Origin of the sequence: Mumia sp. (assembly GCF_028803055.1) — a bacterium.
GTDB lineage: Bacteria > Actinomycetota > Actinomycetes > Propionibacteriales > Nocardioidaceae > Mumia.
Window position 1 is genome coordinate 1 of the sequence record NZ_JARBCJ010000108.1, and the last position, 11257, is coordinate 11257.

At 69.0% G+C, this 11257-nt stretch carries 11 protein-coding genes and 1 tRNA gene; 7 read left to right on the forward strand and 5 right to left on the reverse strand.

The annotated features are described in order from the left end of the window. Positions 1-1259 (reverse strand): 5'-3' exonuclease H3TH domain-containing protein (locus PV363_RS11350; RefSeq protein WP_301022372.1); only part of this gene is annotated, 1259 nt, incomplete at its 3' end. 69 nt (positions 1260-1328) lie between these two features. Further along, positions 1329-1940: a GNAT family N-acetyltransferase gene (locus tag PV363_RS11355; RefSeq protein WP_220344431.1), complete on the reverse strand. Its 612-nt coding sequence runs from the start codon at positions 1938-1940 to the stop codon at positions 1329-1331. Between the two features lie 140 nt (positions 1941-2080). Between PV363_RS11355 and PV363_RS11360 the strand changes: the two genes are divergently transcribed. Beyond that, positions 2081-2827 (forward strand): DUF554 domain-containing protein, encoded by a 747-nt coding sequence (locus PV363_RS11360; protein WP_220344430.1) that lies wholly within the window; start codon positions 2081-2083, stop codon positions 2825-2827. A gap of 12 nt (positions 2828-2839) precedes the next feature. On the opposite strand, the gene PV363_RS11365 is transcribed toward PV363_RS11360, so the two are convergent. Then, entirely contained in the window at positions 2840-3505 is a 666-nt protein-coding gene (locus PV363_RS11365) for a response regulator (protein WP_301022373.1), read from the reverse strand. Between the two features lie 44 nt (positions 3506-3549). Between PV363_RS11365 and PV363_RS11370 the strand changes: the two genes are divergently transcribed. The 6 genes from PV363_RS11370 (at position 3550) to PV363_RS11395 (ending at position 8912) form a co-directional block, all read left to right on the forward strand. Beyond that, a tRNA-Leu gene (locus tag PV363_RS11370) sits at positions 3550-3632 on the forward strand. Positions 3633-3878: 246 nt separating this feature from the next. Beyond that, the gene (locus PV363_RS11375; protein WP_301022374.1) at positions 3879-5096 is read left to right on the forward strand and encodes a branched-chain amino acid ABC transporter substrate-binding protein; all 1218 of its coding nucleotides are present in this window, start codon (positions 3879-3881) and stop codon (positions 5094-5096) included. A gap of 82 nt (positions 5097-5178) precedes the next feature. Then, positions 5179-6153, forward strand: coding sequence for a branched-chain amino acid ABC transporter permease (locus tag PV363_RS11380; protein ID WP_220344427.1), 975 nt, complete (start codon positions 5179-5181; stop codon positions 6151-6153). Continuing rightward, complete coding sequence (locus tag PV363_RS11385) at positions 6150-7322, forward strand: branched-chain amino acid ABC transporter permease (RefSeq protein ID WP_255559403.1); 1173 nt, start codon at positions 6150-6152, stop codon at positions 7320-7322. The genes PV363_RS11380 and PV363_RS11385 overlap by 4 nt, the downstream gene beginning before the upstream one ends. Beyond that, the gene (locus PV363_RS11390) at positions 7319-8197 is read left to right on the forward strand and encodes an ABC transporter ATP-binding protein (protein ID WP_301022375.1); all 879 of its coding nucleotides are present in this window, start codon (positions 7319-7321) and stop codon (positions 8195-8197) included. The genes PV363_RS11385 and PV363_RS11390 overlap by 4 nt, the downstream gene beginning before the upstream one ends. Before the next feature lie 7 nt (positions 8198-8204). Then, complete coding sequence (locus PV363_RS11395; protein WP_255559471.1) at positions 8205-8912, forward strand: ABC transporter ATP-binding protein; 708 nt, start codon at positions 8205-8207, stop codon at positions 8910-8912. An 86-nt stretch (positions 8913-8998) separates the two neighbouring features. Here PV363_RS11395 and pyk read toward each other — a convergent pair whose 3' ends face one another. Together pyk and PV363_RS11405 are read right to left on the reverse strand one after the other, a co-directional pair. Next, the gene (pyk, locus tag PV363_RS11400) at positions 8999-10456 is read right to left on the reverse strand and encodes a pyruvate kinase (protein ID WP_220344425.1); all 1458 of its coding nucleotides are present in this window, start codon (positions 10454-10456) and stop codon (positions 8999-9001) included. A gap of 185 nt (positions 10457-10641) precedes the next feature. After that, on the reverse strand, positions 10642-11257 hold a 616-nt coding region (locus tag PV363_RS11405; RefSeq protein ID WP_301022376.1), incomplete at its 5' end, for an FAD-dependent oxidoreductase.

An 11257-nucleotide genomic window follows, 5' to 3' on the forward strand; every position in this document is an offset into this window, starting at 1 on the left:
ATCCCGTCCACGGCCCATCCCTGCGCCCGCAGCGCGAGGATCGGCCCCTTGGCGTCGTGGATCACCTTGGGCCGGTCGGCATCGCCCAGCCACGACGCGACCGCGGTGTCGTCGGCCGGTGTGAGGGTGGAGACGTCCCACCAGGCGGCAGCGCCCTCGGCGGTGGCGACGGCCAGGGCATCGACGCGCCCCGTGCCGCGCCCCCAGGCGCCGCTCACCTGGACACCGACCCGGACGCCGGGAGGCGCGTGCTCGGCCAGCCAGGGGCCGACCTGGCCCTCGCCGAGCACCTCCCCGGCCACCTCGAAGCCCTCCTCGGCCTCCGGCTCCTCGGTCGAGAGCGTCTCGAAGAGGCGGTCGCGCAGCACTCGGAACTCCAGCCCGTCGAAGACGCGGTGGACGGCATCGCGGTCCCACTGCTGCAGGCTGAGGTCGGCCGTCGTGACGGGGAGGTCGAGATCTCGGACCAGGGCGTTGATCCGACGGTTGCGCACGACGTCGCCGAGGTGGTCGCGGAAGGACTGCCCCGCCTTGCCCGGCACCTTGTCAGCGTCGCGGACCAGGCCCTCGAGGCCGTCGAACTGGGCGAGCCACTTGGCCGCCGTCTTGGGACCGACGCCGGGGACGCCGGGGAGGTTGTCGCTGGTCTCGCCCACGAGTGCGGCGACGTCGGGATAGCGCTCCGGGGCGACCCCGTACTTGTCCTGGACCGCCTGCGGCGTCATGCGCGCGAGGTCGGAGACGCCCTTGCGGGGATAGAGGACGGTCGTGCGGTCGGTGACCAGCTGCAGGGCGTCGCGGTCGCCGGTGCAGATGAGCACCTCGAAGCCGTCCTGCTCGGCGCGCGTCGCGAGGGTGCCGATGATGTCGTCGGCCTCGTAGCCCTCGAGCTCCAGATAGGTCACCCGCAGCGCGTCCAGCACCTCTTTGACCAGGGCTACCTGGCCGCTGAACTCCTCCGGCGACTTGGAGCGGTTGGCCTTGTACTCGGCGTACTGCTCGCTGCGGAACGTCTGCCTGGACACGTCGAAGGCGACCGCGAGATGGGTCGGCTGCTCGTCGCGGAGCACGTTGATCAGCATCGACGTGAAGCCGTAGACCGCGTTGGTGTGCTGTCCGGTGGTGGTCGAGAAGTTCTCGACGGGGAGCGCGAAGAACGCGCGGTAGGCGACGGAGTGACCGTCGATGAGGAGCAGACGGCCGTTGTCGACCGTTGCGTCGTCGGCCGGTGCGGTGTCAGCGGTGCTGGTCGAATCCACGCACCGACTCTAACGGGCGCGGCAGACAGCGTTCGTCCGGCCGACCGGCCCCTCCCTCGACCGACCGGCTCAGTCGCCGGCGGGGACCGCGGCGAGCTCCCCGCGCGTACGGCGCAGCGACCGGCGCACGGCGATCAGGCGCCCCGTGCCCCGGCTGGCGCCCGTACGGCCGACGGCGCGCGCCCTCAGGACCCGCACTTTCGCGGCACGCACTGTGGCGTAGTGGCCGAACCCCAGCCGGGTGAGGAAGCGGTGCGCGTCGCGCGAGTCCGACGGCGCCCACGCGTACACCAGCGAAGAGTCGACCTGCTCGGCCCAGTCCACCGCGACGTTCATCAGCGCGCAGGCGACGCCCTTGCGGCGGAAGCGCGGGTCGACGTGCAGCTCGCTCACGACGACGACCGTCCGAAGGTGCAGCGGCGTCGCCGGGGACAGGTCGACGTGGATGGCGCCGACCACCCGGTCACCGAAGACCGCCACGCACAACCGCCGAGACGTGGAGTCGCCCACGAGGGTCAGCGCCTGCCGCGCCTCGTCCTCCGAGGGTTCCTCCCACGCGGCCACGACCTGCGTCGGGTCGGCGAGCGCAGCGCCCTCCGCGACGCAGACCGACCAGAGGTCGATCAGGCTGCGGGCGTCACCGGGGACTGCCTCACGGACCTCCATCTGAAGGCGCGCCACCACTCCTCCTCCTGCGAGCGGCGGCCCGCGACTCGTGCTCCGGCGGGCGAAGGCCCGCACCGAGCGGCATGGTGTCGAGTTCGGAGTGAAACACTACGCCGTGGCGGAGCCCGCTGTCAGCGGGCTGGGGAGGGAGACTCGTGTTCGTCGGAGCAGGAACGGTCGCCAACGTGGTCGCCGTCCTCGTCGGGTCCGGGATCGGCCTGCTCGTCGGCAACCGTCTGCCGGCCCGCACCCGCGTCGTCGTCACCGACGGGCTCGGCCTGGTGACGCTCCTCATCGCCGGGCTCTCGGCCGTTGCCGTCACCGACCGCGTCCTGTCCGACGCCGTCGGCCCGAGCGCGCCCGTCCTCATCGTGCTCGGTGCGGTCGTCATCGGCGGGCTGATCGGGTCGCTGCTCCGCCTCGAGCACCGTCTGGAGAGCTCGGGCACGTGGCTCCAGGGCCGTCTCGGCGGATCGGACGACGAGGGGGCGCGCGCACGGTTCGTCGAAGGCTTCGTCACCGCGTCACTCGTGTTCTGCGTGGGGCCGCTGACGATCCTGGGAGCCCTCACCGACGGTCTCGGCGGGGGTGCCGAGCAGCTCCTCCTCAAGTCCGCGCTCGACGGGTTCGCGGCGATCGCGTTCGCCGCATCGCTCGGGGTCGGCGTGATGGCAGCGGCCATCACCGTCGGGGTCGTCCAGGGCGGCCTCACTGTGCTGGGGGCGCTCCTGGGGTCCTTCGTGCCCGAGCCGCACGTCGTGGCGCTCACCGCCACCGGTGGCGTCCTCCTCGTCGGCGTGGGCCTGCGGCTGCTCAACCTCAGATCCGTCGCGGTGGGCGACATGCTGCCCGCGCTCGTCGTCGCGCCGCTGCTCGTCCAGTCGGTGGTCTGGCTGCGCTGACGACCGTCGGGCCTACTCCCGCGCGTCGTCTGCGGGTCCGGCAGCGCCGTCGGCGACCGCCGCACCACCGAGGGTGGGTCCGTGCTCCACGACGCCCTCGGCCACGGCACGCATCGGCAGACGCAGGTCCATCGCGGTCTTCTGGATCCACCGGAACGCCGCCGGCTCGGACACCCCGAGAGCCTCCTGCAGCAATCCCTTCGCCCGCTCCACCGCGCGACGCGTCTCGAGCCGGTCCTCCAGGTTCGCCACCTCGGCCTCGAGGGCCGCGACCTCGGCGAACCGGCTCACGGCCATCTCGATCGCCGGGACGAGGTCTGCCTTGCTGAAGGGCTTGACGAGATAGGCCATCGCGCCCGCGTCCCGGGCCCGCTCGACGAGCTCGCGCTGGCTGAAGGCGGTCAGCATGACGACGGGCGCGATCCGCTGCGCCGCGATCCGCTCGGCGGCCGAGATCCCGTCGAGCTTGGGCATCTTGACGTCCATCACGACAAGGTCCGGACGAAGCTCCTCGACGAGGGCGACCGCCTGCTCGCCGTCGGCCGCCTGACCGACGACCTCGACGCCCTCCTCGGCAAGCATCTCGGCGAGGTCGAGGCGGATGAGGGCCTCGTCCTCCGCGATGACGACGCGACGGACGGGAGAGGGACTACCAGGGGTGCTCTGCGCAGATGTCACATGAGTAAGGTTATCCCGCGCCTGCCGGTGTCCGACGGGCGCGAGCCGGGTTGGCGGAATGGTAGACGCGGTGGTCTCAAACACCACTGTCCGAGAGGGCGTGCGGGTTCGAGTCCCGCACCCGGCACACCTCACCTTCGCGAGCGCACCGAGGAATCTCCGCGCACCTTGCGTCCCTGACGCTCGCCCTCGCCCAAGATCGTTGACCGGGACAACCGTGTCGTAAGGGATTCCAACCGTTTCATAACGGCTTGCCATCATCGGGCTGCGAACGCCCTCGGCTGTGCTAAAACGATGCAGTTACTGCATGGGACGCACCACCCCCGCCCTCGGCACTTCCGGGGCCGGGCACGACGAATCGGAGGACACCACCGTGTCTCGTTCCACGAAGGCGCTCGCGCTCGCCGCAGCGCTGGCCCTGGCCCTCGCGGGCTGCGCCAACAACGACGATGGCGACAACGGCGACGACAACAACAACGCCGCTCCCGAGCTCGAGGTCCAGACCGCAATCGACGCCCCGGACGATGCCGTCACCCCGGCCGGCGATGGCAAGGCGGAGTGCCCGGCGACGACCACGCTCGCCTACCTCGGCGCCGAGACCGGCCCCAACGCCCAGCTGGGCATCAACATCCTCAACGGCGTCCAGCTCGCGATCAACGAGCACAACGAGGCCAACCCGAACTGCCAGGTCAAGCTGCGCAAGTTCGACACCGAGGGCGACCCGAACAAGGCCACCGGCCCGGTGACGCAGGCGACCAACGACGAGAACATCATCGGTGTCGTCGGTCTCCCCTTCTCGGGTGAGTCCAAGGCCACGGGCAACATCTTCGAGCAGGCCGGACTCGTCCACATCACGCCGTCGGCGACGAACCCGCTGCTGACGACCAACGGCTGGACGACGTTCTTCCGCGGTCTCGGCAACGACAACGTCCAGGGCCCGGCCGTGCCGGTGCTCGCCGAGAAGCTCGGCGCCGACAAGGTCTACGTCGTCCAGGACGACTCCGACTACGGCATCGGCCTCGCGACCTCCACGACCAAGGCGCTCGGTGACGCCCTCGTCGGCACCGACAAGGTGACGACGGGCCAGAAGGACTTCTCGGCCACGATCTCCAAGATCCTCGCCGCGAAGCCGGACGCGGTCTTCTACTCGGGCTACTACGCCGAGGCGGCACCCTTCAACCAGCAGCTGGTGAGCAAGGGCTACAAGGGCATCTTCATCGGCCCGGACGGCGTCAAGGACGACCAGTTCGTCAAGCAGGCCGGCGATGCCTCGAGCAACGCCTACTTCACCTGCCCGTGCATCCCCGGTGAGCTGATCACCAGCTTCGCCGACGCCTACAAGGGAGTCTCGAAGGGTGTCGACCCCGGCACCTACTCGGTCGAGGGCTACGACGCCACGACCGTGCTCCTCGCGGGCATCGATGCCGGCAACACCGACCGCGCCAAGCTGAAGGACTGGGTCAAGAACTACGACGCCCAGGGCATCAGCAAGACCTTCAAGTGGGACGAGACCGGTGAGCTCACCGAGCTTCCCGTCTACGGCTACAAGGTGCAGGACGGCAAGATCGTCTCGGTCGGCGTGATCGAGTAACAACCGACTGCCCAACGGAGGGGGTCCGTCTGATCCAGACGGGCCCCCTTTCTGCCCCTTCCGACTCCCAAAAGGAGCCCTAGTGGACCAGTGGATCACCCTCGACTGGGAGGCACTGGGCGCGAACTTCTGGAGCGCGACCGTCGACGGACTCACGTTCGGCGGCATCTACGCACTCGTCGCGCTCGGGTACACGCTCGTGTACGGCGTTCTCAACCTCATCAACTTCGCGCACTCCGAAGTCTTCATCGTCGGTGCGTACGCGATCGTCTTCACCCTCACGTCCCTCGGCTTCGGCCCGTCCGTCCCGAACCTCGCCTGGTACGCGATCGCAGCGAACCTGCTGCTGGCGGTGGTCTTCGGCATGCTCGCGTCCGCCATCACAGCCTTCATCGTCGAACGGGTGGCCTACAAACCACTGCGTGACAAGGGCGCGCCACGGCTCGTCTTCCTGATCTCCGCGATCGGCATGTCGTTCGTCATCCAGTACCTGATCTTCGTCTGGCGCGGGCCCAACCCCGAGCCGTCGGTGATCATGTTCGAGAACAAGGCGATCTTCGACATCGGCGGGACGCTGATCTACTTCGACTCGATCCTCATCGTGAGCGCAGCGATCCTCATGATGATCCTGGTCGACCAGTTCATCCGGCGGACCAAGCTGGGTCGAGGCATCCGCGCTGTCGCGCAGGATCCCGACACGGCCACCCTCATGGGCGTGAACCGCGAGCGGATCATCATCAGCACGTTCATCATCGGTGGCCTCCTCGCCGGTGTGGCAGCGCTCTTCTACGTCATGAAGGTGCCGTCGGGCGTCCTCTACCTCGGTGGCTTCCTCCTCGGGGTCAAGGCGTTCACGGCGGCAGTCCTCGGCGGCATCGGCAACGTCCGGGGAGCACTCCTCGGCGGGCTGCTGCTCGGACTGATCGGCAACTACGGGCAGATCCTGCTCGGGAGCGCGCAGTGGACCGACGTCGTCTGCTTCGTCGTCCTGATCGTCGTCCTGATGGTCCGACCGGAAGGCATCCTCGGGAGCAACCTCGGAAAGGTGAGGGCATGAGCACCGGTACGCCGATGGGCGGGGCCTCGGAGTCCCAGGCCCGCGCCGACGAGCTGGTCGAGGAGACGACCAAGCCGTCCCGCCTGCGAGGTCTCTCGTACTGGTGGAACCATCTTCCGCGCACGGGTCAGTGGGGCTTCCTGCTGATCGCCGTCGCGGCGGCCTTCGCGCTGCCGCTGGTCAACATCCCGCTGATCACCACCGAGCCCGGCAACAACTGGCCGCTCGCCTGTGCCGAGATGGCCCGTTACGCCCTCGTCGCGATCGGCCTGAACGTCGTCGTCGGCCAGGCGGGCCTCCTCGACCTGGGCTACGTCGGCTTCTTCGCCGTCGGTGCCTACGTCGCCGCTCTGTGGACGTCGCCGGACTCCACGCTGGTGCACATCCCCTACCTCCTGACGCTGCCGCTCGCGGCCATGGTCACGGTGGTGTTCGGGGTGCTGCTCGGTATCCCCACGTTGCGGCTCCGCGGGGACTACCTGGCGATCGTGACGCTCGGCTTCGGCGAGATCATCCGCCTGCTGGCGACGATCATCCCGGCGCTGAAGGGCCAGGTCGGCTTCCAGAACGTGGGTCGCCCGCCGGGCCAGGACGCGGACGGCAACGACGTGTTCGTCAACAGCGCCGGCGCGCCGTGGTACTGGCTGACGATCACGGTGATCATCGTCATCATGATCGCGCTGGGCAACCTCGAGCGAAGCCGTGTCGGACGCAACTGGATCGCCCTGCGTGAGGACGAGGACGCCGCCGAGATCATGGGCGTCCCCACCTTCCGCTTCAAGCTGTGGGCGTTCGGGATCGGCGCCGCCCTCGGCGGCGGCGCAGGTGCCATCGCGGCCGGTCAGATCGGCTTCGTCAACAACCAGCGGTTCGACGTCCAGATGTCGATCATGTTCCTCGTGGCAGTCGTCCTCGGCGGCCAGGGCAACAAGTTCGGAGCGATCATCGGCGGGGCGCTCGTGGCCTACATCCCGCTGCGGTTCACCGCGATCGCCGAGTACAAGTACCTCATCTTCGGTGCCGTGCTCGTCGTGCTGATGATCTTCCGGCCGCAGGGTCTCTTCGGCAAGCGTCCCCACCTGCTCACGTTCGAACGCCGAGCGCACAAGCGGATCGCGAACCTCTCCGAGGCTCCCTCCGCTCCGGCCACGAAGGAGGCAGGACAGTGACCGACAAGCTCACTCCCCCGTCGGCCACCCCGAAGCCGGACGCCCCGCCGCCGCTCGACTCCGAGGTGGCCCAGCTCGCTGCTCCGGAGCGCGAGATCGCCGTCGAGGTCGGGGACAAACTGGTCGAGATCCAGAACCTCACGATGCGCTTCGGCGGACTCACGGCGCTCGACGACGTGTCGTTCGACATCAAGCGCGGAGAGATCCTGGGTCTCATCGGTCCCAACGGTGCCGGCAAGACCACGTGCTTCAACGCGATGACCGGCGTCTACCGCCCCACCGAGGGCCAGGTGCTCCTCGAGGGCGAGGCGATCGGCCGACGCAAGCAGCACAAGATCACGAGGCTCGGCATCGCGCGGACCTTCCAGAACGTCCGCCTGTTCGGCGAGATGACGGCTCTGGAGAACGTCGTCGTCGGTCTCGACGCCCGGCACAAGGTGGGTGTCTGGGGCTCGCTGTTCCGTACCCCGCGGCTCTACCGCGAGGAGAAGGAGGCCATCGACCGCGGCATGGCGCTGCTCGAGTTCGTGGGCATCGCCGACAAGGCGATGGACCAGGCGAGCGCTCTCCCGTACGGCTACCAGCGCCGGCTCGAGATCGCCCGCGCGCTGGCGACCGACCCCAAGCTGCTGTGCCTGGACGAGCCGGCGGCAGGCTTCAACCCTGCCGAGAAGGAAGAGCTCATGGAGCTCATCCGGACCATCCGCGACGACGGCTACACGGTGCTGCTCATCGAGCACGACATGCGGCTCGTGATGGGGGTGACCGACCGGATCGTGGTCCTGGAGTTCGGCAAGAAGATCGCCGACGGGCTCCCCAAGGACATCCGTAACGACCCGACGGTCATCGCCGCCTACCTCGGAGAGGAAGACTGACGTGGCGTTGCTCGAGATCAACGACGTCTCTGTCCACTATGGACGCATCCAGGCGCTGCACGGCATCTCGCTGACGGTCGACGAGGGTGAGATCGTCACCCTCATCGGCGCGAACGGTGCCGGCAAGACCACGACGATGCGCGCGCTCGCCGGGCTGCTGAGCCTGTCCTCCGGCACCGTGATGTTCGAGGGCGAGGACATCTCCAAGCTCGCGGGCCACAAGCGCGTCGTGCGTGGCATCTCCCTCACGCCGGAGGGTCGAGGCATCTTCCCCGCGATGACGGTGCGCGAGAACCTCGAGATGGGGACGTACGCGCTCAAGGAGCGTGACACGGTCAACGAGAGCTTCGACCGGGTCTTCGACCTGTTCCCTCGGCTCAAGGAGCGGGAGACCCAGGCGGGAGGCACGTTGTCCGGCGGCGAGCAGCAGATGCTCGCCATCGGGCGCGCCCTGATGGGCCGACCCAAGGTGCTGCTGCTCGACGAGCCCTCCATGGGACTGGCGCCGCAGTTCATCCGGCAGATCTTCTCGATCATCTCGCAGGTGAACGAGCAGGGCATCACGGTGCTGCTCGTGGAGCAGAACGCCAACCAGGCGCTCAGCCGTGCCGACCGGGCGTACGTGCTGGAGACGGGACGGATCACGCGCTCGGGCACCGGCCCCGAGCTGCTGGCCGACCCGGCCGTCAAGGAGGCCTACCTCGGCGTCGCCTGAGCGCCGTCGCCGTACGCCGACGCCGGCCCACTCCCGCGCGGGGTGGGCCGGCTTCGTCGTGGCAGGAGTCCGCGCGCGCGGCGACGCTAGTCGCGGACGAGCCGTGTCGTGTACGCCGGGGAGATGCCCTTGATCGCGTCGCCCATCCGGTGGATCCGCAGGGCGTTCGTGGAGCCGGCGATCCCCGGCGGGCTGCCGGCCACGATGACGACCTCCTCGCCCTCCGAGCACTGACCGATGGCGAGCAGCGCACGGTCGACCTGGAGCACCATCATGTCGGTGTGCTCGACCTCGGGCACCAGGAAGGTCTGGACTCCCCACGACAGCGCGAGCTGGTTGCGGACGACCGGGTCCGGGGTGAAGGCGAGGACCGGCACCGTCGACCGGTAGCGTGTCATGCGCCGGGCGCTGTCACCCGACGTCGTGAACGCGCAGAGATATCTGGCACCGATGCTCTGTGCCACGCCCGCCGCCGCACGGCCGATGACGCCGCTGCGGGTCCGGGGGTCCCAGTGGTACGCCGCCATCCGCGGGAGCCCGTGCTCCTCGGTGCTCTCGACGATCCGCGCCATCGTGCGGACGGTCTCCATGGGGAACTCCCCCACGCTCGTCTCGCCCGACAGCATCACGGCGTCGGCACCGTCGAGGACGGCGTTGGCGACGTCGGAGGCCTCGGCTCGTGTCGGCCGCGGAGCCGAGATCATCGACTCGAGCATCTGCGTGGCGACGATCACCGGCTTGGCGTTGCGCCGAGCCTTCTCGACGATCAGCTTCTGGACGATCGGGACGTCCTCCAGCGGCAGCTCGACACCGAGGTCGCCTCGCGCGACCATGATGCCGTCGAAGGCATTCATGATCTCGTCGAGGTTCTCGACGGCCTGGGGCTTCTCGATCTTGGCGATGACCGGTCGGCGGACGCCCACCTCGTCCATGATCGCGCGGACGTCGTCGGCGTCCGCGCCGTGGCGGACGAACGACAGCGCGATGAAGTCGACGCCGGCGCGCAACGCCCACCGGAGGTCGTCACGGTCCTTCTCGGAGAGAGCGGGCACGCTCACGCTCACGCCAGGCAGGTTGATGCCCTTGTTGTCGCTGAGCAGGCCGGGCACCTCGCACTCGGTGACGACGTCCTTGTCCGTCACCTCCGTCGCGCGCAGACGCACCTTGCCGTCGTCGATGAGGATCGCGTCGCCCGGATTGACGTCGCCGGTCAGCCCGGCGTACGTCGTCGAGCACCGGTGCTGGTCACCGACGACGTCCTCGACGGTGATCGTGAACGAGTCACCGACCGCGAGCGGCACCGGCCCGGAGCCAAACCGACCGAGGCGGATCTTGGGGCCCTGGAGGTCGGCCAGGATCGCGATGGGCTCCCCGTGTACCTCTGCGGCGTTGCGGATCCAGGCGAACGAACGATCGTGGGTCGCGTGGTCGGCGTGGCTCAGGTTGAGGCGGGCGACGTTCATGCCTGCTTCTGCCAGCTCGAGGATCTTCTCCTCCGACCAGACGGCGGGACCGATGGTGCAGACGATCTTTGCTCTACGCACCACTCAACCCTAGAGCGCACCCCCAGGACCACGCGACCCGACCCGCGATATTTGTTGTTCGAAAATCAGAATTCTGTCGAAAGGCGGCCCCACGGCAGGGCCGCGTTCCCGATGTGGGCAGTTGGACACGAAACCGGGTACGGGATTCCGTGATGAACTGCCCACATCGGGGACGAGAGGTCCGCTCAGACGACGAGGGGCCGCTCGGTCGGCCGGATCGGCGACGGCAGCGTGGTGGCGCCGTTCAGGTAGGCATCCACGCCCGCGGCGCAGGACCGGCCTTCGGCCAGGGCCCAGACGATCAGCGACTGCCCGCGGCCGGCGTCGCCGGCGACGAAGACCCCGTCGACCGACGTCATGTAGGACGCGTCCCGCGACACGTTGCCACGCTCGTCGAGCCCGACACCGAGCTGCGAGACGACTCCGTCGGTCTCCGGGCCGGTGAAGCCCATCGCCAGCAGCACCAGCTGCGCGGGGATCTCACGGACGCTCCCCTCGACCTCCTGGAACCGGCCGTCGACCAGCTCGACCTCGACCATCCTCAGCGCGCGGACATTGCCCTCGTCGTCGCCGAGGAACTCCTGCGTGGAGACGGCGTAGACACGCTCGCCACCCTCCTCGTGGGCCGAGGCCACCCGGTAGGTCATCGGGTACGTCGGCCACGGCTGGTGGCCGGGTCGCTCCTCGGCCGGACGGGGCATGATCTCGAGCTGGGTGATCGAGCGAGCCTGCTGCCGGATCGCGGTCCCGAGGCAGTCCGCGCCGGTGTCGCCGCCACCGATGATGACGACGTCCTTGCCC